Source organism: Rhodococcoides fascians A44A (genome assembly GCF_000760735.1).
GTDB classification, from domain to species: Bacteria; Actinomycetota; Actinomycetes; order Mycobacteriales; family Mycobacteriaceae; genus Rhodococcoides; species Rhodococcoides fascians_E.
Genome location: NZ_JMEX01000008.1, coordinates 26,756 through 48,996, shown reverse-complemented (window position 1 = coordinate 48,996; position 22,241 = coordinate 26,756). Strand labels below are relative to the sequence as shown.

Sequence of the window (22,241 nt, the reverse complement as noted above, 5' to 3'; positions counted from 1 at the left end):
TGGCCTTTGTTGTGCGCCACTATGTTTGAGAATTCTACGATCCTGGGTAATTGCGACCGCATGACCAGAGTGACGCTGCGCGTGAACGGCACCGACCACGATTTCGACTGCGATGTGCGGACGACTCTGCTCGACGCACTTCGAGAACATCTCGATCTGATCGGCGCCAAGAAGGGATGCGATCACGGCCAGTGCGGTGCGTGCACCGTGCTCGTCGACGGCCGCCGCATCAACAGCTGCCTCGCCCTCGCAGTCGGCTACCAGGGCCGCGAGGTGGTGACCGTGGAGGGCCTCGCCGACGGTGACACGCTCCATCCTGTGCAACAGGCCTTCGTCGACAACGACGCGTTTCAGTGCGGATACTGTACGTCCGGGCAGATCTGCTCGGCCGTTGCCGTCATCGAGGAGGCGAAGCAAGGCTGGCCGAGCGCGGTCACCGAGGACGATCACCCACGCCTGACCCGCGAGGAAGTCCGCGAACGGATGTCCGGCAACCTGTGCCGCTGCGGTGCCTACGCCAACATCGTGCCCGCAGTGATGGAGGCAAGCGAATGAAGACGTTCACCTACGACGTCGCCACCGACGTCGCCGACGCTGTGAATCGGCTTGCGTCGGATCCGGATTCCGCGCTTCTGGGCGGTGGGACCAACCTGGTCGATCTGATGAAGCTCGGTGCGGCGCAACCGTCGTCGCTCATCGACGTGACGAGGTTGCCGCTCGGTGAGATCGACATTCTGGACGACGGGTCGCTTCGGGTCGGCGCAGCGGTGAGCAACAGTGATCTGGCTGTGCATCCGGTGGTTCGCTCGCGCTATCCCGTGTTGTCGCGTGCGGTGTTGTCCGGTGCGTCGGGTCAGCTCCGCAACATGGCCACCGTCGGGGGCAATCTGTTCCAGCGCACGAGGTGTGTCTACTTCATGGACACCTCCAAGCCGTGCAACAAACGTGATCCTGGTTCCGGCTGTCCGGCCATCGCGGGTGATCATCGCAACCTCGCCATCCTCGGGGCGTCGGATCATTGTGTGGCGACGCATCCGTCGGACATGGCAGTGGCGTTGACCGCGTTGGATGCGGTGGTGAACATTCAGGGCCCGCACGGGGCCCATCGTGTGCCGATCGGGGAGCTGTACCGGCTACCCGGACACGATCCCGATCTGGACACCACCATCGGCCACGACGAGATCGTCACCTCCATCGACATTCCTGCGCTGCCCGACGGCGCGGTGTCGCTGTACCGGAAGGTGCGCGACCGTGCGTCCTACGCATTCGCGCTCGCGTCGGTGGCTGCGGTCCTTCGGGTGGAGGGCGGTCAGGTCACCGAGGCGCGCGTGGCGCTCGGCGGAGTCGCGCACAAGCCGTGGCGTGCGATCACCGCGGAGGGTGAACTGCTGGGCAGGTCGGCGAAGCACGAGGCGTTTCGTGAAGCGATCGACTTGGAATTGAAGGCCGCGGTGCCGTTGCGGGACAACGGGTTCAAAGTTCCCTTGGTGCGCAATCTGGTGACCGAGGCCCTGACCGATCTGGCAGCCAGGAGTGTGCAGGAATGAGTACCGCATCGATAGGGCAGTCGATCCCCCGGACGGAGAGCGTCGCGAAGGTGACCGGCCGGGCGCGATACGCTGTCGAGCAGCATGCGGAGACGGCGCCGGCCTACTGCTGGTATGTCCCGGCGGAGATTCCTACAGGTCGCGTCTCCCAGGTGACCGCGCCGGCCGACGTCACGCTGCTGTGGCACGAGAACGCCGAGAAATTGGGTGAGATCGAGGACACCGAACTTGCTGTGCTGCAATCCGATCGAGTCGCCTACCGTGGTCAGATCGTCGCCGCAGTGGTGGCCGACTCCCTGGAGGCCGCACGCGAGGGCGCCGCGCAGGTTCGGGTGACGTACGCGGACGAGGCGCGGCCGGACAACGAACTGACGACGGATCACGCGTCGCTGTATGCGCCGGAGACCGTCAACGCAGGGTTTCCGACCGACGTGACCGTCGGCGATCCTGACTCGGCGTTGGCGTCCGCGGCCCACGTCGTCGACCGCTGGTACACGACGGCTCCCATGCACAACAGTCCGATGGAACCGCACGCGACGACAGCGCAATGGTCGGACGGCGTTCTGACGGTGTGGGATTCGACGCAGGCGCCCTCCGGAGTCCAAGGGGACCTCGCGACGGTGTTCGGTCTGGACCCGTCGAACGTCCGCGTCGTCGCCGAGAACGTCGGCGGCGGGTTCGGCGCCAAGGGCAGTACCCGGCCGAACGCGGTGCTGGCGGCCATGGCGTCGCGTGCCGTCGGCCGCACTGTCAAGCTGGCGTTGCCGAGGCAGGCGTTGTTCGATCTCGTCGGATACCGCACGCCGACGATCAACCACGTCCAGTTGGGTGCATCCGCCGACGGCACCCTCGCGGCGTTGGCACACGACACGTTTCAGCAGACGTCGCAGATCTTCGAATTCTGCGAGCAGACCGCGGAGTCGTCGCGCCACATCTACGCCTCGCCCCACCGTCGCACCACGCATCGACTGGCAGTGCTGGATGTCCCGACGCCGCGCTGGATGCGGGCACCTGGCGAGGCTCCCGGGATGTTCGCGGTGGAGACGGCGATCGACGAGTTGTCCTACGAGGTCGGAATCGATCCGATCGAGTTGAGAATACTGAACGAACCGGACGTGGACCCGGCGAGTGGCAACGCGTTCTCCTCGCGCAGCGTCGTCGAGTGTCTGCGTGAGGGAGCCGAGAGGTTCGGGTGGGCGGAGCGCGATCCACGTCCGGGGCATCGCAGGGAAGGGCGCAAGCTCATCGGTACCGGTGTCGCCACGGCGAGTTACCCGGTGCTGATCAGCCCGTCGACGGCGTCGGCGACGCGGGCCGAGGACGGCTCCATCACGGTGTCCGTGGCGGCGTCGGACATCGGTACCGGCGCTCGAACCGTGTTGCGGCAGATCGCCGCCGATGCCCTCGGTGTGTCCGCGGATCTCGTGGTCCTGAAGCTGGGTGACAGTGCGCTGCCGAAGGCCCCAGGTGCAGGCGGTTCCTCGGGCACGTCGTCCTGGGGGTGGGCGGTGACGAAGGCGTGCACGGAACTCGCCTCGAAGACCGGCCCGGCCGAGGTCACCGTCGACACCTCCGACGACCTGGACGCGCAGAAGGACTTCGCACGCATGGCGTTCGGTGCGCAGTTCGCCGAGGTCGAGGTGGACGTCGACACCGGTGAGGTGCGGGTCCGGCGAATGCTCGGTGTCTTCGGGATCGGGCGTGTGATGAATCCGCGCCTCGCTCGGTCGCAACTGATCGGCGGCATGACCTTCGGGATCGGCATGGCGTTGATGGAAGCGGGAAACACCGATCCGGAGTTCGGCGGATTCTCCAACCACGACTTCGCCGAGTATCACGTTCCGGTGTGCGCGGACATTCCCGTCGACATCGAGGCGACCTGGGTCGAGGAGCACGACGACGAACTGAGCCCCATGGGAGGCAAGGGAATCGGCGAAATCGGTACGGTCGGTTCCCCCGCAGCGATCGGTAACGCCGTCTTCCATGCCACCGGCGTGCGGGTCCGGGACCTTCCCATCACTCTGGACAAGGTCCTTCCGCACCTCTAGTCACGTGCGCGGAAATGTAGGCCAATGCCTACATTTCCGCTCACAGGAGCAGACGGCTGAGGAACTGCCTCGTTCGGGCCTCGGCGGGGTTCTTCAGTACGTCGGCGGGAGTTCCGCGTTCGACCACGACGCCGCCTTCGATGAACAGCACCTCGTCGGCGACCTGCTCGGCGAACCGGATCTCGTGGGTCACGATGACCATCGTCCAGCCCTCGGACGCGAGTTGTTTGATGACGGCGAGGACTTCGCCGACGAGTTCGGGATCGAGTGCCGACGTCGGTTCGTCGAACAGCATCAGTTTCGGTTTCAGCGCCAATGCCCGTGCGATGCCGACGCGTTGCTGTTGGCCGCCGGAGAGCTGGAACGGGTACTGATCGGCCTTGGCGTCAAGGCCGACCTGGTCGAGCAGGCGGTGTGCGTCGGCTTCGGCGTCCGCGCGGGGGCGCTTCTGCACGATGACCGGGCCTTCGGTGATGTTCTGCAACACGGTCTTGTGCGGGAACAGGTTGTGCTGCTGAAACACCATTCCGCTCTGGGCGCGATATGCGCGCAGAGCTGCGGCGGAGGGGTTCGCGCCGAAGTCCACGGTCACGTCGCCGATGCGGACGATGCCTGCATCGGCGGGATCGAGAGCGTTCAGAGATCGCAGAACCGTGGTCTTGCCCGATCCCGACGGGCCGATGATGACGGTGACCGTGCCCGACGGCACCGTGAAGGAGACGTCGCTGAGGACGTCGATCGGGCCGAACGACTTTCGCAGAGACTTGACTTCGAGAAGATCTGTCATTTGGCCACGTACCTGTCGAGTCGGACTTCGAGTTTGCCTTGGAAGAACGAGAGGATCATGCAGATCACCCAGTAGTAGAGGGCGGCGACGCTGTAGAGCGCGAAGAAGTCGAAGGTGGGTGCGGCGGCGAGCTGGGCGACGCGCAGAAGTTCGGTCACGAGGATCGTTGACGCCAGCGAAGTGTCCTTCACCAGCGAGATCAGTGTGTTCGACAGCGGAGGGACCGCGGTACGCAGGGCTTGGGGAAGGACGATGCGCTGCAGCGTGGTCCGGTAGCCCATGCCGATGGTCTGCGACGCTTCCCACTGGCCCTTGGGCACGCTGAGGATGGCGGCTCGGATGACTTCCGCGGCGTATCCGCCGACGTTGAGGGAGAAGGCGATCACCGCGGCGGGGAACGGATCGATCACGACGCCGAACTGAGGCAGTGCGTAGAAGACGATGAACAGCTGCAGGAGCAGGGGAGTGCCGCGAATGATCGAGACGTAGAACCGGGCGGCCGACGAGAGCGCTGTGGTGGACGAGATGCGCGCCAGCGCGACGCCGAGGGCGATGACGAGTCCGACGACGAAACTGATGGCGGTGAGCGGAATCGTCATGGTGACGGTGGCCTTCAGCATCGGCCAGAGGTTGTCGAGGATCAGGTCGAACTTCGACTGTTGTTCGCTCGCAGCGCCGTCGGACGTCGGAGCCTGGGTGTCCGCGGTGGGTGCAGCGACGGCCGAGCCGAAGTACTTCTCGGAGATCCGGGCGAGTGTGCCGTCGGCCTGAAGGGTGTCGATCGCGGCGTCGATGTCGTCCATCAGTCCGCTGTCCTTGCGGGCGGCGAACGCCTGATAGCTGGTGTCTCCGGTTTGTGCGGCGACCTTCACGCCGGTGTCGCCGGTTTCCTTCAGATATTCGGCGACGGCGAGGCTGTCGTTCACGGTGGCGTCGACTCGGCCGTCCTTCACCAGGGTGACCGCTTGGACGAACCCTTCGACAGCCTCCACGTCGGCACCGGCATCGGCGGCCACCTCGGCCCAGTTGCTCGTCGACGACTGCGCGGTGGTCTTGCCGGCGAGGTCGGCGACGGAGGTGATGGAAGTGTTGTTCGCCGCGGTGAGGATCTCTCCTTCGGAGACTGTGTACGGCTTGGACAGGTCGTACGCGCTCTGCCGTTCGGGGTTGATGGTGACCTGGTTGGCGATCAGGTCGAAGCGCTGCGATTCGAGGCCGGCGAAGATCGAATCGAACGGTGTCTGCACGAATTCGACGCCGACCCCGAGTTCGCCGGCGACGGCATTGACGACGTCGATGTCGTACCCGGTCAGTTGGCCGTCGGAACCTTGGAAGCTGAACGGACTGTAGGTCCCTTCGGTGCCGACGACGATCACGCCGTCGTCGCGGATCTTGTCCAGTACCGAACCGGACGATCCGCAGCCGGCCACGGCGAGCAGAGCGACGATCGCGGCCAGTAGAGCGAGCGCTTTTCGGTGCACTGGAAAAACCTACCCGTCGATTTCCAATTCCGCCGACACAACCACGGCATTGTTCATCGGTAGCGCGGCCACGCCGATCGCGCTGCGGGCATGGGCCCCGATCTCGGGGCCGAACACCTGAAGGACGACGTCGGAGAAACCGTTGATCACGGTGGTGGTCTGTGTGAAGCCGTGGTCCGCATTCACCATCCCGGAGACGGTCAGCCAGGCCGAGACGCGGTCGAGGTCGCCGACGGCGCGACGGACGCTGGCCAGCACCGCGAGAGCCGCGTCTCGCGCCGCGTCGGTGGCCGCGTCGAGGGAGATGTCCGACGGCACCGCACCGAACGGGCCTGCGAGGGAGCCGTCGGGACGCTGCGGTGAGTGACCGGATACGTACACGCGGTTGCCGCGGACCCGGGCCCAGTCGAAGCAGAATTCGAATCCGGGAGGTGCCTGCGCCTCGGCGGGGAGGACGAAGCCGAGTTCTTCGATGCGTTTCTCGATGTGCATGTCACCACAGCCTCGTCGTCGGGACACCGTTGATCGTCTCGACGGTCCATCCGGATCCGTCGTGCAGGAGCGTCGAGACGCCCGCGTTGAGGATCCGTGGGGACGTGACGCCCCGGATGGCGTCGAGAATGCCGCGGATGACTCCGCCGTGCGCGACGGCGATGACCGAGGACTCGGGATTCGCGGCCGCGATCTCGTCGACCGCGCGCACTCCGCGGACGATCATGTCGCGTCGTGGCTCGAGGCCGGGATACATCCCGTGCGGCCAGTGGGAGTACGCGTCGTAGTCGGTGAACCCCTCCGCGGCGCCGAAGTGACGTTCGGCGAGATCGGGGTAGGTGGCGGTGCGGGAGATACCGAGGTGCGAGCCGATGATGTCGGCCGTCTCGGCCGCACGCGAGAGCGGTGAGGAGACCAGCAGGTCCCACGAGTGTTCGGACAGTTCGTACACGGCTTCGCGGGCCTGTGCGCGTCCGGTGTCGTTGAGTGGGATGTCGGAACTGCCCTGGAGACGGCCGTGAAGATTCCAGTCGGTTTCTCCGTGCCGGACCAGTGCCAGAAAAGTCATAGTGAAGAGAAGATTATCGCAGTTACCGCAGAGTACGGTCGAAGAGGACATACGTGGTCGATATCGGAGGCACCCCTATGAATCTTGCCCTGACAGAGGAGGAAGCCGCATTTCGCGACGAGATGCGGACGTTCTTCACCACCGAGATTCCCGCGGAGATCCGCGAGAAGAACCGGGTGGGCATCGAACTGAGCCGTGAGGACATGGTGACGACGATGCGAATTCTCAACGCCAACGGCCTCGCGGTCCCGCACTGGCCCAGCGAGTTCGGTGGCAGGGATTGGACGGCAGTACAGCATCACATCTGGCTCGACGAGATGCAGCTGGCATCGGTTCCCGAGCCGCTCGCGTTCAACGCGTCGATGGTCGGGCCGGTCATCGCGACGTTCGGTTCGCAGGAACAGAAGGAGAAGTTCCTCCCGAAGACCGCGAATCTGGACATCTGGTGGTGTCAGGGATTCTCGGAGCCGGAGGCAGGTTCGGACCTCGCGTCGCTGCGGACGACGGCACTGCGTGACGGAGACGACTACATCGTCAACGGGCAGAAGACGTGGACGACGCTGGGGCAGTATGCGGATTGGATTTTCGCGCTCGTGCGGACGAATCCTGATGCGCCGAAGAAGCAGGCAGGTATTTCCTTCCTGTTGATCGATCTGCAGACGCCGGGCATCACGGTGCGCCCGATCAAGTTGATCGACGGCAGCGTCGAGGTCAACGAGGTGTTCTTCGAGAACGTGCGCGTTCCCGCGGAAAACCTTGTGGGCGAGGAGAACCAGGGCTGGAGTTACGCGAAGTTCCTGCTGGGGAACGAGCGGACGGGTGTCGCCCGCGTCGGCCACACCAAGGTTCGGCTCGAGCGCGCGAAGGAGTACGCGGCGGCGACGAAGGTCGGCGAGGGTACGTTGCTCGAGGACCCGCTGTTCGCGGCGCGGTTCGCGGAGCTGGAAAACGAGGTTCTGGCACTGGAACTGACTCAGCTGCGATTGGTGTCGAGTTCCGCCGACGGCAAGCCCAACCCGGCGTCGTCGATTTTGAAGCTCCGCGGTTCGGAATTGCAGCAGTCCGCGACGGAGGTGTTGATGGACATCGCCGGTCCGGATTCGTTGCCCTACGAGGCCGGTGACGACATCGAGAGTCCCGGCTGGGCTCAACGTTCGGTTCCGACGTATCTGAACTATCGCAAGGTCTCCATCTACGGTGGCTCCAACGAAGTTCAGCGGCAGATCATCGCGTCGACGATTCTCGGACTGTGAGGGTAGGGCAATGGATTTCGAACTGAACGAAGAGCAGAAACTTCTCCGCGACACCACGCGTGAGGTGCTCACCCGCGCGTACGACACCGAGAAGCGCAACAAGATCGTGGCCGCTGATCCGGGGTGGTCGACGGACGTGTGGAAGCAATTGTCCGAGGTGGGGTTGCTCGGGTTGAGCTTCAGCGAGGACGACGGCGGCATGGATGCCGGTCCGGTCGAGATCATGGCCGTCATGACCGAGGTGGGTCGACGGCTCGCCCCGGAGCCGATTCTCGACGCCGTCCTCCTTCCCGGTGGGCTGATCTCCGCGGTCGGTTCTGCCGATCAGCGCAAGCGGGTGCTGCCGGGGGTTTCGGAGGGATCGACGTTGCTTGCGTTCGCGCACAACGAAACCGGCAGCCGGTGGCCCGACGTCGAGGTGAAGGTCGCTGCGGCGGAGGACGGTGGATCCTGGTCCTTGAGTGGTGTCAAGAATCCGGTTCCGCACGGCGGTTCGGCGAACGTGATCGTGGTCAGTGCGGCGCTTCCGGGCGGCGGAACGGGACTGTTTCTGGTCGACGGTGACGCAACGGGTCTCGAGCGAAAGAGCTACGTGACGCACGACGGCGGCCGGGCGGCGCAGCTGTCCTTCACCGACGTCGCGGCCGAGCCGTTGGGTGACGGATCGGACGCGAGTGCTGCGATCGTTGCTGCCGAGGTCAAGGCGCAGGCTGCCCTGGCGGCCGAGGCTGTCGGCGCGATGGAGGAAGCGCTGCGTCTGACGACCGATTATCTGAAGCAGCGCAAGCAGTTCGGCGTTCCGCTCGCCAAGTTCCAGGCGCTCACGTTCCGCGCCGCGGACATGTACGTGCTGCTCGAACTGGCGCGCAGCATGTCGCTGTACGCGACGATGAACCTGGCCGACGACGTGGTCGATCAGATGGTGGCGTCGCGCACGAAGCTGCAGATCTCGCGGTCGTCGCGCAAGATCGGGCAGGAAGCGATCCAGTTGCACGGTGGTATCGGCGTGACCGCCGAGTACCCGGTGGGTCATTACGTGTCGCGGTTGACGGCGATCGAGCACACCTTCGGTGGTGCGGACGAGCACCTGCGCATTCTGTCTCGCTGATCCCACGTGCGCGGAAATGTAGGCCCTGGCCTACATTTCCGCGCACAGCGGAGTCAGGACGCGTCGACGATCAGGTCGACGACTGCACCCGGGTTGGACACGAGGATCGCGTGCGAGCCCGGGACCTCGGTGATCTCTGCGCCTGCGCGTTCGGCCATGAACTTCTCCGAGGCCGGCGGAATGATCTGGTCCTGCTGGGGGATCAGTGCGTAGCTCTTGGTGTCCGCCCAGGACGGCGGTTCGCTCGGCTCGATCAGGGCGGTGGCCGCGATCGACTTCTGGCTCGCGATCATCTTCGCCGCCTGCTCGTCGCTGACGTCGGGAGCGAAGTACTGCTTGAACAGACTCGGCGAGATGTAGCCGTCGACGTTCTTGCCGAGGATGTTGGTCGAGTCGTCGACGATGCCGAGGCCGAGCACCGGCGGCAGCAGCGATGTCAGACCGAAACGGAACGGGTCGAGTGCCAGCGCGGCGGGTTCGCCCGCGGCGGGTGCGAAGGCCGCGACGTACACCAAGGATTCCACGTTCGACGCGTGCACGTTGGTGATGACCGAGCCGCCGTAGGAATGCCCGACGAGCACTACGGGCCCGTCGATGCCCTGGACGACCTTCTCGACGGCTGCGGAGTCGTAGCCGGGCCCACGGAGCGGGTTGTCCGGAACGACGACGTCGTATCCCCGAGCGCGTAGGTCTGCTGCGACGCCGTCCCAGCTGGAGGTGTCGGCGAAGGCGCCGTGGACGAGCACGACGGTGGGCAGGTCTTGCGCAGCTGCGGTTCCTGTGCCGAGCAGCAGGCTTGCTGCCAGTGCCGCGGTGGCAGCGGCGACTTTGGATCGAGTGAACTTCATGGGCGGGATCCTCTCGTAGGGAGTGGACCCAAATCTAGGCCACTGCGCCGGTGCCGGGACTCCCGGCAGATGTTCGTTCCATGTTGGTGTGACGTACCCGCGCTATTTTCCTCTGGAGTCTTGGCTAGGGTTGAGGAAGAGGACCACGCGATCAGCGTGCCCACCACGGCCGATCGGAAGCGAGTTACCGATGAAGGCTCGGACGGCGGAGTATCCACGCCCGAATCACTGCTTGTTGCACGTCAGCGATACCCATCTGGTTGCCGACGGAGATCTGTACGGCGCAGTGGACAGTACTGCCAGGTTGACCCGTCTTCTCGCCGACGTCGAGGCGTCCGGTGTTCGCCCCGACGCGTTCGTCTTCACGGGGGATCTGACCGATCGAGGGGAGCCGGGCGCGTACGACACCTTGCGCCGCCTCGTCGAACCCGTTGCCGACGCCTTGGGTGCGACGGTCGTCTGGGCGATGGGCAATCACGACGATCGGGCGACGTTTCGGTCGCGGCTGCTCGATCAGGAGCACGCGTCGGGGTCGGTCGATCGTGTCCACGACATCGACGGCCTCCGCGTGATCACCCTCGATTCGACGGTCCCCGGCGCACATCACGGTGAAGTGACGGCCGCGCAGTTGGATTGGCTCGCCGATGTTCTCGCCACCCCGGCCGAGTTCGGGACCATTCTCGCCATGCATCATCCTCCGGTTCCGACGGTGCTGGATCTGGCGGTGCTCGTCGAACTGGTCGATCAGCACAGGCTGGCCGACGTGGTCCGCGGCACCGATGTTCGGTCCATCATCGCCGGGCATCTGCATTATTCGACGACGGCGACGTTCGCCGGAATTCCGGTGTCGGTGGCGTCGGCGACGTGTTACACCCAGGACTTGAGTGTGGAGCCGGGCGCGATCCGTGGCCGGGACGGGGCCCAGGCGTTCAACCTGGTGCACGTCTACGACGACACCGTCGTGCATTCGGTGGTGCCGATAGGCTCGTACGACACCGTCGGCGAGTACGTCTCGGCCGACGAGGTCGCACGGCGGCTCGACCGCGCGGGCGTGACGATTGCCGACAGCACTCGCCACTCGAGAGTGGACGTCTAGTTCACTCGGCCCGAGCCGAACTTTCCCACGGCGCGACGATGGGGAAGTAGCGGTCGAGGAACTCGGTGACGCGATGGGTGCGCACTTCGAGATCGACCTCCGGAAAGCTGCCGTCGTTGAGACAGAAGAAGTCGACTGCGCGTTTGGGCAGCATCGATTCCATCCGGTGGAGACCGGCGTATGCCGTGGTGTCGATGTAGGTGACCTTCGCGTCGCGTTGCACCACCGCTCGGCCGCTCATCAGGGCGTAGTAGTGGTAGAGCGAGTTCGTCACCGAGATGTTGGTGCTCGCACGGAACACGCTGGCCGCGGTGGACGCGAACTCGTCGGGAAACTCGTTCTCCATCTCCTGCATGACGCTCTTGCGCAACGGGGTCGCTGCGTGTTCGAGGTGGCGGGTGGTCGTCATGCCGAATCGGTCCTGTAGGAGCCGACGGTTGACGCGGGCGGCGTTCTCGAATCCGCTCCGGTCGGCGTCGTTGTAGCCCAGTCCGATTCGGATGGGGGCTTCGATGAACATGCTGATGCCGCCGGGGGAGAAGAACATCTGCGGTCCGACGGGTCGACCGAAGAACATGTCGTCATTGGAGTAGAGGAAGTGCTCGGACAGTCCGGGGATGTGGTGCAGCTGGCACTCGACAGCCTGTGAATTGTGGGTCGGCAGTACGGACGTGTCGACGAAGAAGGTCTCGCTCGGCACGAACGTGACGCGTGGATCGTCGGCGAGCCACGACGGCCGGTCGGAGTCGGTTGCGACGAAGATTCGCCTGATCCACGGTGCATACATGTGGATCGATCGGAGGGCGTACTTCAGCTCGTCGATCTGACGGAAGCGTGCGGCGGACGCGTCCCCCTCGCCGACGACGTAGTTCTGCATGCGCTTCGCGCGTTGGGCCTGGAATTCCGCCGACGAACCGTCGACCCAGGAGAACACGATGTCGATGTCGAAATTGATGTCGGACGCGTGGTCGGCGAACATGTTCTCGATGGTCGGCCACGTCTTGCCGAACCGGTCGACGGTGCCGCGTACCGCTTCCTCGGGTTTGATCGTTCGGCGGGTCAGAGAGTTCTCGACGGGCAGAACGATGTCCGACGCCGAGATGTCCCACAGTTCGATCTGTACCGCGGTGGACGCGCCGTAGTTCAAACCGCTCGTCGGTTCTGCGCGGGGTCGGAACAACCGGAAGATTCGTGCGTTGGGTGAGTCGTCGAGTCCTCCGTCGGCGACGAGCACTGCCTTGCCGCGTTTGACGTCGACGGTCTTGCAGTAGAACGGCTCGGCGGTGCATGCCGCCACCAGTGCGTCCCGAAGAGCAGCGCGACGCGAATCGTCGATGGCGACGACCGGACGTTCGTCGTTTCCTCGCACCAGGAGGTACGGGATCGCTGCGTCGTCGAGCACGGCCCGAACGAACAGAAGATCCTCGACCATCGCCTGGTGAGGCGTCGTCGAGGTGATCTTCAGTGCGAACCGACCGCCGAACGGAACGATGTCCGCGCGGCCGGTGAGGCGTGCAGTCGTATCGGCCGACGCGCCGAGGACGGGTTCGTCCGAGTCCTGCTCGGGAGGAACGAGGTAGATATCGTGCGGAGCGGACGTCGAGGTGATGGTGAACCTTCCGGAGGTGGCGTGCGAGCCGAGGACCCCCGGAGCAGTGTGCTCAGTGTATAGCCGACCGGGCCGGAAGGACGCGGACGGCGATCAGCAGGCCTGCGCAGACGCCGAGGACGTCGAAGACCGCGTCGAGTGCCGACCCGCTGCGCCCCAGTGGAAGCAGAGCCTGGAGGACCTCCGACGCCGCCGCGAACGCCACCGTCCAGGCGAGGGTCACCCGCACGGTGATACCGGCGAATCGCGACGAGTACGCCAGCGCCGCGAACAGGAGGAAGTGAATGATCTTGTCGCTGTGCTGAAAACCACTGGGCACGCCGGACGCCGGTGTGAACAGGATGATCATCGCCGCCGACAGCGACACGGCCAACGGGGCGTAGTACTTCAGCGGCATGTACTTCAGCGGCATTCGGTCGAGTCTAGGTGCGTTCCGTCGGCTGGGAGCGACGCAGGAGGACCACCGTGTCGGTGCGCTCGGCGGGTGTGCCGTCCGGGTCGATTCCGGGACGGGCGCGGTCCTCGGCGACGACCGTCGTCCACTGGTCCTCGTCGAAGAGGGCAGTGATGGTGTCGACGTCGAACAGCATCTGCGCGTGCTGGTGGTGCGACGCGAGGTGGTCGTTGGGGCTGTGCCCGACGATCAGCAGGTGCCCGCCGGGGGCCACCGCGGTACCGAAACGCTGGAACGCGGGGCCGACCTGATGGGGAGGCAGTTGGAAGAAGTGCGCAGTGACGAGGTCGTACCGTTCCTCGGGCTCCCACGTCAGCAAATCGCGGTGCAGCCACGTGATGGTGCGGTCGCCTTGTGTCTCTCGGGCGCGCTCGATGGCAACCGCCGAGATGTCGGCGCCGGTCGTCGTCCACCCGTTGTCGGCCAGCCAGCGTGCGTCGCCGCCCTCGCCACTGCCGATGTCGAGCGCAGTTCCCGGGATGAGCTCGGAGGCCTCGGTGATCAGGACTGGGTTGGCGTTCCCGCTCCAGCGCTGCGCCTGCTCGGTGTAGAGATTGTCCCAGAAGGCCTGATCGAACACGGGCTCGTCATGTGTGTGCATGGGTCCAGGATGCAACTCCTGTCGAGATTCCGCAACACCTTTTGCTGTTTCGGCAACACTCACATAGGGTCAGAGGTCTATCAGCACCTTTCCGACGGTGCCGTTTTCCACGGCATCGTGGGCAGCTGCGGTGTCTGCCAGGGAGAAGCGGTGCAGAGGTAGGCCCGCGTCCCGACCCACCTCGAGGACGCCGGCTGCAGCAGCGGCTGTGACGTCTTCTTCGGCGGCTTTCAGCGCGTCTGCACCGACGGTGTAGAGCAGCACGAACTGGTAGCGGGCGTTGGTCACCATGTTCGGCCGAATGTCGAGGGTGAAGCTGTCGCCGCCGTTGTTGGCGTATATCGCGATCGATGCGCGGTTCGCGGCGACGGCGGCGTTCAACTCCGCGTTCTGCGCGGGCGCGACCTCGACGATCAGGTCCACTCCGTTCGGTGCGATCGCGCGGATTTCGGAGGCGGCGTCGCCGGTCTTGTAGTTGACGACGTGGTGGGCTCCCGCGGCTGTCGCGAGGGCGGCCTTCTCGGGTCCGCTGACGGTGGTCACGACGGTTGCTCCTGCCCATCGGGCCAGCTGGATCGCCGCGTGCCCGACGGCTCCGGCGCCACCGGCCACGAGGACCGTCTTGCCGTCGAGGGCGGAGGGGTGCAGTCGTGTCGGTCCGTCCTCGGAGACCGTCAGGGCGCGGTGAGCGGTCATCGCGGGTACGCCGAGGGATGCGCCAACGTCGAAGGAGACGTTCTCGGGTAACCGGACGACGTGGTCGGCGGACACGACGGTGTACTCCTGGGCGGTGCCGGAGGGGCGTTGGTACTGGGAAAGATAGAGCCAGACGCGGTCGCCGTTGGCGAGGCCTTCCACTCCCGGTCCGGTGGCGTCGACGGTGCCTGCGCCATCCTGGTTGGGGGAGACCTCGTCGAAGGCGAGTTCGCCGGTCGCGCCGCTTCGGTTCTTCCAGTCGGTGGGGTTGACGCCGGAGACGGCGACCTTGACGCGCACTTCGCCTGGTCCTGGTTCAGGGATGTCGCGGTCCTCGAGGGTGAGTACGGATGAGTCGCCGGTCCGGGTGTACCTGATTGCCTTCATGCTCGGTGCAACGGGCGCACGGGTGATGGAAATTCCGGTGACAGAATTCATCGTGGGGTATGCATGAGATGTGCCGACGAAAGGATGCTCGTGAATCACGCCGAAGTACTGGTGGACGCTTTCGAACGTGTCAAGGGTGTCGTGCACGACACCCTCGACGACATCCCGGAGCAGGCCCTGACGTTCCGCGCCGACTCCGAGGCCAACACGGTTGCGTGGTTGATCTGGCATCTGACGCGTGTGCAGGACGATCACATCGCCGGGGTGGCGGGTTCCGAGCAGGTGTGGACCGCCGATGGCTGGAGTGACCGGTTCGCGCTGCCGTTCGACGACGATACGATCGGTTACGGGCAGTCGTCCGACGACGTCGCAGCGGTGGCGAGCAGTGCTGATCTGCTGCGCGATTACCACGACGCCGTCCACGCGAAAACTGTTGCTTACGTGCAGTCTCTGGGTGCCGAAGATCTGGATCGGGTGGTCGACGACAATTGGGATCCGCCGGTGACCCTCGGTGTTCGCCTCGTTTCGGTCGTCTCCGACGATCTTCAGCACGCAGGCCAGGCTGCCTACGTTCGGGGGCTCGCGGAAAGAGCGTGATCGACAGCAGGTTTCGGAAATCCGAGGGACAGGACGAATCCGACGGCGAGTAGTCCTGCGCAGGCGAGCAGGGCGAGGCTGTATCCGTGTACGAGGTCGGCGGGCTGGGAGCTGGTTGTCGCTCCGGCTGCGACCGACACCAGCACGGCGAGACCGATGGATCCACCGATCTGACGCGACGTGCTGAGCAGTCCGGACGCCATTCCGACCTCGTCGGGCGGTAGGTCGGCGGTCGCGATGTTGGACAGTGGCATGAAGCTGAGTCCGACGCCGACGCTCAACAGGATGGATGGACCGAGCAGTGTCGCAACGAAATTGCCCTCGACGTCCATCAGCGAGAACCAGAACAGTCCGGCGGATGCCAGGGCGGTGCCGACGGCCAGGAGCGGCTTGGCGCCGATGCGGGTGAGCAGTGCGGTGGAGACGACGATCGCGAACACGAGGCCGACGCAGAACGGTAGGAACGCGATGCCGGTGCGGGTAGGGGAGTAGCCGAGTCCGCGTTGTAGGTACAGAGATACGAAGTAGAAGCCACTGAACTGTGCTGCGCACAGGACGCACATGATGATGTTCGCCATGGCGATGCGTGGTCGACGCAGGGTGGCGAAGCGGACGAGGGGCTCGGTGGCGCGCGTCTCCGCGAGGACGAAAGCGACGAGAAGCAGGACGCTCGCGCCGAACCCGAGAAGCACGTACGCTTCCGTCCATCCGCGCGACTCGGTCTGAATCACGGTGTAGGCCAACAGCACTATGGCTCCGGTGGCCAGTACGGCACCTGGAACGTCCAGGCTGCCCACGCGCTCGTCGGTGTGGTGCGGCATCCCGATGTAGGCGGCGATGCCTGCGATGACGGCGAACGGCACTGCCGAGAACATCACGAGCCGCCAGTCGACGGCGTCGGTCAGCAGTCCGCTGAGAACCACGCCGATGGCGCCGCCTCCGGCGGATGCCATGGCGCCGATTCCGAAGGCCTTGGCGCGTTGCTTGCCGGTCGGGAACGCCGAACTCAACGCGGCCAGGCCTGCGGGGGCGATCAGTGCTGCGCCGAGGCCCTGTACGGCACGTGCGGCAACGAGCATCCAGGGCTGGGTGGCCAGCGCGCCGAGCACGCTCACCACTCCGAAGACGGTGAATCCGGCGAGTAGCACCGCGCGGGTGCCGACGACGTCGCACAGTCGCCCGCCGAGCAGCAGCAGCCCGCCGAATGCGAGGGCGTAGGCGTTGACGACCCAGGACAGGTCGGCGTCGCTGAATCCGAGCGAGGACTGGATGTCGGGAAGCGCGACGTTCATGACGGACATGTCGAAGGCGACAAGGAACTGGGCGAGGGCAGCCGAGGTCAGAATCAGACCCGGACTAAATATACGGTCGCTCATAATTAATTAGGATTACCTGATTCGGTTTCGGATGGCAACACCGTCGACTCGTGGTTCACTGAAACGGTGAGCACACGCACCCCGCGCCTCGGGCGTCCCCCGACGGTCTCTCGCGAGCAGATCGTCGCCGCGGCGAAGGCTCAGCTCGACGCCGGCGGTATCGACGGATTCAGCATGCGGTCCCTTGCAGCCGACGTCGGCGTCTCACCCATGGCGATCTATCGGCACGTCGGCGATCGTGAGCAGCTTCTGGCCCTCGTGCTCGACGAGGTGTCCGAGTCGTTCCCGTCGATAGATCTGCCGCAGGAACCGCGTCGGCGAATCGTGGTGCTCATCGGAGACGTGTTCGACGTGCTGGTCGCCGATCGCTGGATCGCCGACGTGTTGCGCACCGGCAACAGGGGCGGTGCGGGCGCATTGTGGCTGGTGGATCGAATGCTCGGTGCGGCTGGGGAACTCGGTCTCACCCCGGGAGAGTCGATGGTGATGTACCGAGGGTTGTGGAACTATACTCTCGGCGCCGTGTTGAACCTGGCGTCGGCGCAGCCTCGTGCTGCCGACGATCCGTCGCCGATGACGGTGCGCGTGCAGCAGATCGGGGCCGCCGAGCTCCCGCATCTCGTTGCTGCGTCCGGGATCGACCTGCAGTCGAGCGCCAAGGATCTCTACATGCAGGGCATCGAGTTTCTCCTCGACGGCTACTTGCGGGCGAAGTGAGTTCGCAGGTTCTGTAACGTCTTCCGGATGTTACGACGCTGGAACTCGGGGAAGGTCTTGCCGCTCGTGACGATCTTGTCGAACACGAATGCCACTGCATCGGGCCATTTTCGACGATCGTCGGTCCAGGTTTCGGTGACTTTCGTTCCCTGAGGCGTGGGCTCGAAATCGTATCGCCACGTCGCGTTCGCGCCCTTCAGGCGAGGAGATTTCACGCCGATCGCGAAGACTCGAAACTCGAACGTCTTCCCGGGGTCGGCGACGGTCACCGTCGAGCGTGTCACCCACTGCGCCCGGCCCCGCTTGTTGCGGCCGTCGAATTGCATTCCCACGTAGGCGGAGTCGCGCGGGTCGAGCACGACGGCGCCGAGGTTCTCGGGACTCCACGATCCCATGTGTGTGGGGTCGCTGATCGCGTCGTACAGTTCCTCGGCGGTGGCGTCGACGACGATGCTGTCGGAGACGGTGAATTCGCGCGTCATGACGACGTTCCCTTTCGAAGGCCCGGATGGCTGCGGGCGAGGACGGGTACCAGCAGTGTTCGCGGCGTGACTGCCGCGAAGATCGATGCGACGCGGTTGATCAGTCCTGGGATCGCCACCATCTGCCCCCTGGCCATTCCGTCGACGGCGGTCTTCGCGACGGCATCCGCAGACACCCACATGACGGGCGGCAACGCTGCTTCGGCGTCTTCCTTGGCGAATCCGGCGGTTTCGCCGAAACCGGTGTCGACGGGGCCGGGGCACAACGCCGTCGCGGTGACACCGGTCCCTTTCAGTTCGCCGCTCAGGCTCTGGGTGTAGGAGAGCACGAAGGCTTTGCAGGCGCCGTATCCGGCCTGTCCGGGAAGCGGCTGGAACGCTGCGGTGGAGGCGACGTTGAGCACGGCCCCGCGTCGCCGAGCGGTCATTCCGGGGAGGAATCGACTGCACAGGTCGGCGACGGACGCGACGTCGACCTCGATCATGTTCAGCTCGGCGTCGGGATCCGAGGCGGCTACGGGGCCGAGGGTGGATAGGCCCGCGTTGTTGACGAGGATGTCCGGGACGAGCCCGAGGTGCTCGATCCGCTGCAGCAGGTCAGCCCGGTCGGACCTGACCGACAGATCGGCAGGAAGAACCTCCACGCGGACCCGAGCGCTCAGTTCGTCCGCCAGCTCCCGTAACTTCTCCGCCCGTCTCGCGACGAGGGTGACGCCGTGGCCCCGCGAGGCGAGTTCGCGTGCGATGGCTTCGCCGATGCCCGACGAGGCGCCGGTGACGACGGCAGTGCGGTCCGGAGCGGGACGGGGAAGGCTCATGTGCACCACCGTAGCGTCTGTGAACTTTCATTCGATTTGAAAATTCGAGATAGGTTAGCCTATGGTCAATCGATGATCATCGCCTCTCGCCGGCGCGCTGCGGCGCTGTCCGGACTCGTCGCTACTGCGTTGGTTCTTGCTGGGTGTGGGTCGACCGAACCCGCGGAGTCGGACACCTCGGGCGATTTCGCCGCCGTCACGATCGATTCCGCGCTCGGCCAAGCCGTCATCACCGAGAAACCGGAACGCATCGTGACGCTCGGCATGGGATCGGCCGAGACGGCGATCGCACTGGGCACCGTTCCCGTCGGAGTCGAGGAATATCCGTGGGGAAGTGACGATTCCGGGTATCTGCCCTGGATCGACGAGGCGCTGGACGACGACCGGTTGCCGCAGCAGTTCACCGGCGGAACCGAGCTGAACATCGAGGCGATCCTCGCACTCGACCCGGATCTGATCCTGGCGCCGTGGTCGGGAATCACGCAGCAGCAGTTCGACGCACTCAACGGCTTCGCTCCCGTGGTCGCGTACGAGGAGCAGCCGTGGACCATCACCTGGGAAGACCAGATCTCCGTGATCGGCAAGGCCATGGGTGAGCAGGAGCGCGCGGCGGAGGAGATCGACAAGATCAAGAGCCGGTTCGCCGACGCCACCGCCTCGCATCCGGAGTACGAGGACGTCTCGTTCTCCTACATCTACAACACCGGCCCCGGCACGCTCGGTGTGTTCCTCGCGGAGGAGCAGCGGGTCGCGATGGTCCGTGCACTCGGACTCCAGGTCGATCCCGTGGTCTACACCCTCGACGAGACCGAGGGCACCGATTCCGCGGTCATCGGGCTCGAGAACGCCAACCTGTTGAACGATTCGGATCTGATCTTCACGTTCTACTCGGACGCGCAGAACCGCAGCGACACAGAAGCGCAGCCGGCGTACAACCAGATCCCCGCGGTGAATCGCGGATCGGTCGTGGCGCCCACCGAGCAGCCGTTCGTCACGGGCTCCTCGATCATCAACCCCCTGACCGTTCCGTGGGCGCTCGAGCGATACGTCCCGATGATCGACGAGGCCATCGCGAAGCTGCCCGCTCGGGGTTGACCGAGCTAGGAATCCCGTTCTTCCTTGAACCGATTCCACTCGCTGCGCAGCATCCGGTTGTCGATGATCCACCCCATGTAGTCACGCATGTTGAGCACACGGAGATACGCCGGCCCGCTCGGGTCGGCGTATTTCAGTGCTTCGGTGGCCAGTGCGCGCTGATTCTCGAGGTAGGCATGTTCGGTTTCGAGGAATCCGCCCCAGACGTCCGCGTCCATGACGTAGTAGTGCGTCCGATCCTTCGGTCGCCGAACCTGTTTGACGAATCCGCGCGTGATGAGGCGTCGGATGTAGTTCGATACCGATCCGCGTGAGGTGTTCAGAGCCTCGGCGAGTTCGGCAGCACTCACGCCCGGTGTCTCGTCGATCAGCAGATATCCCATGATCCTGCCCTCGATGCGCGACGCCCCGCCGGACTGCCAGTAGTCGGCGAAGCGCTCGACGAACCACTCGGGGAATCGACCGTCGTTCATCGATGATTCTCTCGTTCCAGCACGGAACGATTGTGTCAGAATACCTCTCGCTGTGCCTCCTGCTCGAGGACCTGGTCGAGGTCGGACAACCTGTTCATCGAGGACACCTGGCGTGCCGTTCGGTGGTTGTGAGACAACCGATCTCGATGGCGGTGCACGAACGCCCAGTATCCGGCCGTGAACGGGCACGCGTCGCGCCCGAGTCGCTTCTTGGGGTTGTACTCGCATCCACCGCAGTGATCGGTCATTCGGTTCAGATAGGCGCCGCCGGATGCATACGGTTTCGTGGCGATGAGACCGCCGTCGGCATGCTGGCTCATGCCGATGACGTTGACGGGCATGACCCACGCGAACCCGTCGACGAAGGCGGTGGCGAACCACTCGGTGAGGGCGCGAGGGTCGTAGCCGCGCTGCAGTGCGAAGTTGCCCAGGATCATCAATCTCGGGATGTGATGCACCCAGCCGCGGTCGCGGAGTTCGGACAGCGTGTGCGCCAGGCAGGCGGCGATCGGCTCGTCACCGTCGAGGTCGGTGAACCACTTCGGCAGCGGGACGTGAGCATCGAGTTCGTTCCGATCGATGTACTCGGGTCCGAAGTGCCAGTACAGATGCCACACGTACTCACGCCATCCGAGTATCTGCCGGACGAACCCCTCGACCGACGCCAGCGACGCGTCGCCGTCGCGCCAGGCCTTCTCGGCGGCCTCCGCCACGTCGATCGGCTCGAGCAATCCCATGTTCAGCGGCACCGACAACAACGAATGCGCCATCGTCCAGTCCTGCGTCATCACGGCGTCCTCGTACTTGCCGAAGTCCTGAAGTCGGTAGGACACGAAGTGCTCCAAAGCCTTTCGTGCCTCGGCTGCAGTCACCGCGAACAGTCGGGGGCCGTCGTTGCCGACGGTGTCCAGCTCCATCGCGTCCAGATCTGCGCGTACCTGCTCGTCGATGTCGTCCTCGGTCGGCCACCACGGCGGGTCGACGCCGAGCGTCGCCTGCTTCTTCGGTGGTGGCTCACGGTTCTCCTCGTCGAGATTCCAGACACCCTGCACCGGTTCGTCACCGGACATCAGGATCTCGAAGCGTCGCCTCTGATCGCGATAGAAGGTTTCCATCCGGAACTGGTGACGATTACCTGCCCACTCCGCGAAATCCGCTCGACTCAGCGCGAACATCGGCGTCGGCAACACGTCCTCGACGAGACCTTCCTGGAACAACCCGTCGACGAAGGCCTCGGCTGCGTGCGATGTCGGCTCGAAGACCACGACGGGCTTGCCGAACTGTTCGAGCGCCTCCCGATAGGTCTCGGTTCTGAGATAGGTCGCGCGGTCTCCCAGCTCGTCGGCCAGGTGCCTCATCCCGGACAGCACCAGGTGGAGCTTCTGCCGGTGGAAAGGCCGTCGTCGGAGCACGCGTGCACTCTCGATCAGCAGAACCTCGCGGTCACGGAAGTCCGGCGTGGAATGGAAATGCGGACCGAGTTGATCGCCGAACAGCCAGAGCGGGGAGTTCATGCACGGCAGAATGCTCCCATCCATAGGCCTGCAAACCCGCTTGCTGTGTGCTGAACTGTGCGCGATACAGAGAGGTGGCCTGCACTGGCGACTGTCATCGGCACGATCGATCCGAAGGGCGGCGTCGGGAAGTCCACGACGACTGCTGCCGTGGCCGAGCGCATCATCGCGACCGCCGGTGTGTTTCTGTAGTA

At 65.0% G+C, this 22,241-nt stretch carries 24 protein-coding genes; 10 read left to right on the top strand and 14 right to left on the bottom strand.

The genetic code is table 11. The features are described 5' to 3' along the window. Positions 1-60 precede the first annotated feature (60 nt). The 3 genes from BH95_RS12310 to BH95_RS12300 are packed head-to-tail and all read left to right on the top strand — an operon-like array spanning position 61 to position 3,595. Complete coding sequence (locus tag BH95_RS12310) at positions 61-555, top strand: 2Fe-2S iron-sulfur cluster-binding protein (protein WP_019665325.1); 495 nt, start codon at positions 61-63, stop codon at positions 553-555. Next, the gene (locus tag BH95_RS12305; protein WP_020113083.1) at positions 552-1,547 is read left to right on the top strand and encodes an FAD binding domain-containing protein; all 996 of its coding nucleotides are present in this window, start codon (positions 552-554) and stop codon (positions 1,545-1,547) included. Before BH95_RS12310 ends, BH95_RS12305 begins: the two co-directional genes overlap by 4 nt. Then, positions 1,544-3,595 (top strand): xanthine dehydrogenase family protein molybdopterin-binding subunit, encoded by a 2,052-nt coding sequence (locus BH95_RS12300; protein ID WP_037182507.1) that lies wholly within the window; start codon positions 1,544-1,546, stop codon positions 3,593-3,595. The genes BH95_RS12305 and BH95_RS12300 overlap by 4 nt, the downstream gene beginning before the upstream one ends. A gap of 40 nt (positions 3,596-3,635) precedes the next feature. Here the strand turns inward: BH95_RS12300 and BH95_RS12295 are convergent, their stop codons facing one another. Genes BH95_RS12295 through BH95_RS12275 form a run of 4 tightly spaced genes read right to left on the bottom strand, consistent with a single transcriptional unit; the run spans position 3,636 to position 6,923 of the window. Further along, entirely contained in the window at positions 3,636-4,382 is a 747-nt protein-coding gene (locus BH95_RS12295) for an amino acid ABC transporter ATP-binding protein (protein ID WP_019665322.1), read from the bottom strand. Beyond that, positions 4,379-5,863 (bottom strand): ABC transporter permease subunit, encoded by a 1,485-nt coding sequence (locus tag BH95_RS28285; RefSeq protein ID WP_080733889.1) that lies wholly within the window; start codon positions 5,861-5,863, stop codon positions 4,379-4,381. The genes BH95_RS12295 and BH95_RS28285 overlap by 4 nt, the downstream gene beginning before the upstream one ends. A gap of 9 nt (positions 5,864-5,872) precedes the next feature. Further along, entirely contained in the window at positions 5,873-6,355 is a 483-nt protein-coding gene (locus BH95_RS12280) for a RidA family protein (protein WP_020113080.1), read from the bottom strand. A 1-nt stretch (position 6,356) separates the two neighbouring features. After that, entirely contained in the window at positions 6,357-6,923 is a 567-nt protein-coding gene (locus BH95_RS12275; protein ID WP_019665319.1) for a histidine phosphatase family protein, read from the bottom strand. Positions 6,924-7,000: 77 nt separating this feature from the next. Here BH95_RS12275 and BH95_RS12270 point away from each other — a divergent pair, with 77 nt between their 5' ends. Together BH95_RS12270 and BH95_RS12265 are read left to right on the top strand one after the other, a co-directional pair. Further along, complete coding sequence (locus tag BH95_RS12270; protein WP_019665318.1) at positions 7,001-8,176, top strand: acyl-CoA dehydrogenase family protein; 1,176 nt, start codon at positions 7,001-7,003, stop codon at positions 8,174-8,176. Between the two features lie 10 nt (positions 8,177-8,186). Beyond that, positions 8,187-9,284 (top strand): acyl-CoA dehydrogenase family protein, encoded by a 1,098-nt coding sequence (locus tag BH95_RS12265; RefSeq protein WP_037182505.1) that lies wholly within the window; start codon positions 8,187-8,189, stop codon positions 9,282-9,284. 53 nt (positions 9,285-9,337) lie between these two features. Here the strand turns inward: BH95_RS12265 and BH95_RS12260 are convergent, their stop codons facing one another. After that, a complete protein-coding gene (locus BH95_RS12260; protein WP_019665316.1) occupies positions 9,338-10,132 on the bottom strand; it encodes an alpha/beta fold hydrolase in 795 nt (264 codons plus the stop codon). 190 nt (positions 10,133-10,322) lie between these two features. Here BH95_RS12260 and BH95_RS12255 point away from each other — a divergent pair, with 190 nt between their 5' ends. Beyond that, positions 10,323-11,228 (top strand): phosphodiesterase, encoded by a 906-nt coding sequence (locus BH95_RS12255; RefSeq protein WP_019665315.1) that lies wholly within the window; start codon positions 10,323-10,325, stop codon positions 11,226-11,228. 1 nt (position 11,229) lies between these two features. On the opposite strand, the gene BH95_RS12250 is transcribed toward BH95_RS12255, so the two are convergent. The 4 genes from BH95_RS12250 to BH95_RS12235 form a co-directional block, all read right to left on the bottom strand. Beyond that, positions 11,230-12,660 (bottom strand): stealth family protein, encoded by a 1,431-nt coding sequence (locus BH95_RS12250; RefSeq protein WP_019665314.1) that lies wholly within the window; start codon positions 12,658-12,660, stop codon positions 11,230-11,232. 229 nt (positions 12,661-12,889) lie between these two features. Continuing rightward, positions 12,890-13,249 carry a VanZ family protein gene (locus tag BH95_RS12245; protein ID WP_020113078.1) on the bottom strand — a complete coding sequence of 120 codons (360 nt, stop codon included), beginning with the start codon at positions 13,247-13,249 and terminating at the stop codon, positions 12,890-12,892. Positions 13,250-13,259: 10 nt separating this feature from the next. Next, positions 13,260-13,892, bottom strand: a complete 633-nt coding sequence (locus BH95_RS12240; protein ID WP_019665312.1) for a class I SAM-dependent methyltransferase — start codon at positions 13,890-13,892, stop codon at positions 13,260-13,262. Positions 13,893-13,961: 69 nt separating this feature from the next. Then, a complete protein-coding gene (locus tag BH95_RS12235; protein WP_080738102.1) occupies positions 13,962-15,026 on the bottom strand; it encodes an NADPH:quinone reductase in 1,065 nt (354 codons plus the stop codon). A gap of 33 nt (positions 15,027-15,059) precedes the next feature. Between BH95_RS12235 and BH95_RS12230 the strand changes: the two genes are divergently transcribed. Continuing rightward, positions 15,060-15,572, top strand: coding sequence for a mycothiol transferase (locus BH95_RS12230; protein WP_033188085.1), 513 nt, complete (start codon positions 15,060-15,062; stop codon positions 15,570-15,572). Here the strand turns inward: BH95_RS12230 and BH95_RS12225 are convergent. Further along, positions 15,542-16,948, bottom strand: coding sequence for an MFS transporter (locus BH95_RS12225; protein WP_080738014.1), 1,407 nt, complete (start codon positions 16,946-16,948; stop codon positions 15,542-15,544). The two genes, BH95_RS12230 and BH95_RS12225, sit on opposite strands and share 31 nt — an antisense overlap. A gap of 66 nt (positions 16,949-17,014) precedes the next feature. Here BH95_RS12225 and BH95_RS12220 point away from each other — a divergent pair, with 66 nt between their 5' ends. Then, entirely contained in the window at positions 17,015-17,665 is a 651-nt protein-coding gene (locus BH95_RS12220) for a TetR/AcrR family transcriptional regulator (RefSeq protein ID WP_037141296.1), read from the top strand. On the opposite strand, the gene BH95_RS12215 is transcribed toward BH95_RS12220, so the two are convergent. Continuing rightward, positions 17,647-18,147, bottom strand: a complete 501-nt coding sequence (locus BH95_RS12215; protein WP_019665296.1) for an SRPBCC family protein — start codon at positions 18,145-18,147, stop codon at positions 17,647-17,649. The genes BH95_RS12220 and BH95_RS12215 overlap by 19 nt on opposite strands. After that, a complete protein-coding gene (locus BH95_RS12210; protein WP_037182501.1) occupies positions 18,144-18,965 on the bottom strand; it encodes an SDR family NAD(P)-dependent oxidoreductase in 822 nt (273 codons plus the stop codon). Before BH95_RS12210 ends, BH95_RS12215 begins: the two co-directional genes overlap by 4 nt. A 72-nt stretch (positions 18,966-19,037) precedes the next feature. Here BH95_RS12210 and BH95_RS12205 point away from each other — a divergent pair, with 72 nt between their 5' ends. Then, positions 19,038-20,060, top strand: a complete 1,023-nt coding sequence (locus BH95_RS12205) for an iron-siderophore ABC transporter substrate-binding protein (RefSeq protein ID WP_019665294.1) — start codon at positions 19,038-19,040, stop codon at positions 20,058-20,060. 5 nt (positions 20,061-20,065) lie between these two features. Here BH95_RS12205 and BH95_RS12200 read toward each other — a convergent pair whose 3' ends face one another. Together BH95_RS12200 and BH95_RS12195 are read right to left on the bottom strand one after the other, a co-directional pair. After that, positions 20,066-20,533, bottom strand: a complete 468-nt coding sequence (locus BH95_RS12200; protein WP_020113066.1) for a GbsR/MarR family transcriptional regulator — start codon at positions 20,531-20,533, stop codon at positions 20,066-20,068. A 35-nt stretch (positions 20,534-20,568) separates the two neighbouring features. Continuing rightward, on the bottom strand, positions 20,569-22,047 hold the full coding sequence (locus BH95_RS12195) for a cryptochrome/photolyase family protein (protein ID WP_019665292.1): 1,479 nt from the start codon (positions 22,045-22,047) through the stop codon (positions 20,569-20,571). Between the two features lie 57 nt (positions 22,048-22,104). Here BH95_RS12195 and BH95_RS29795 point away from each other — a divergent pair, with 57 nt between their 5' ends. Further along, positions 22,105-22,239, top strand: coding sequence for a ParA family protein (locus BH95_RS29795; protein ID WP_167336906.1), 135 nt, complete (start codon positions 22,105-22,107; stop codon positions 22,237-22,239). The last annotated feature ends 2 nt before the right edge of the window (positions 22,240-22,241 follow it).